The sequence below is a fragment of the Pseudomonas sp. BS-2016 genome, from assembly GCF_001806145.1.
GTDB classification, from domain to species: Bacteria; Pseudomonadota; Gammaproteobacteria; order Pseudomonadales; family Pseudomonadaceae; genus Aquipseudomonas; species Aquipseudomonas lundensis.
On record NZ_MLCT01000050.1, the window covers coordinates 1 to 437 of the forward strand.

The following is a 437-nucleotide window of genomic DNA, read 5'->3' on the forward strand; positions in this document are numbered from 1 at the left end:
CTTGAGCCTTCACCAGCTTGTCGACCTTCAGGCGAGTCTCGCGGGCATGGGCGCTGATGCGATCCAGCGACGAAAACAGCTCGTCGATGCTTTGGGTCTGCGACAGGGCCTGTTTCTTGGCGATCGACACGGCCTCTTCGACATCGCCGCACCACTTGACCGCCTTCTTCGCGTCGGCGAAGTCCTGGTCCGTGGAAAGAGTGGTTTTCACCGAGTCGATGACAGCCAGGGCCGAATCTTCAAACACCTTCAGGTTACTGGCGGTAACCATGCCGGTCAGCTCGATGCGTAGGGCTGGCAGCTCATCAGGTGCCTTGCCGACTACGATTGAAGGAGCGTCAGCCATTTCGAATTTGGCCAGGTCTGCCTCGAACTGTTTCCAGCCTTCGATCAACTGGGCCGCGCGCCCGGCGACGGGCCGGTACTCCATGTGCGCG

The 437-nt window shown here is 60.4% G+C and carries 1 pseudogene; it reads right to left on the reverse strand.

What is annotated here, in order from left to right:
- Nucleotides 1-437: pseudogene (locus BKD70_RS22110) on the reverse strand (Heme peroxidase); the annotation flags it as partial.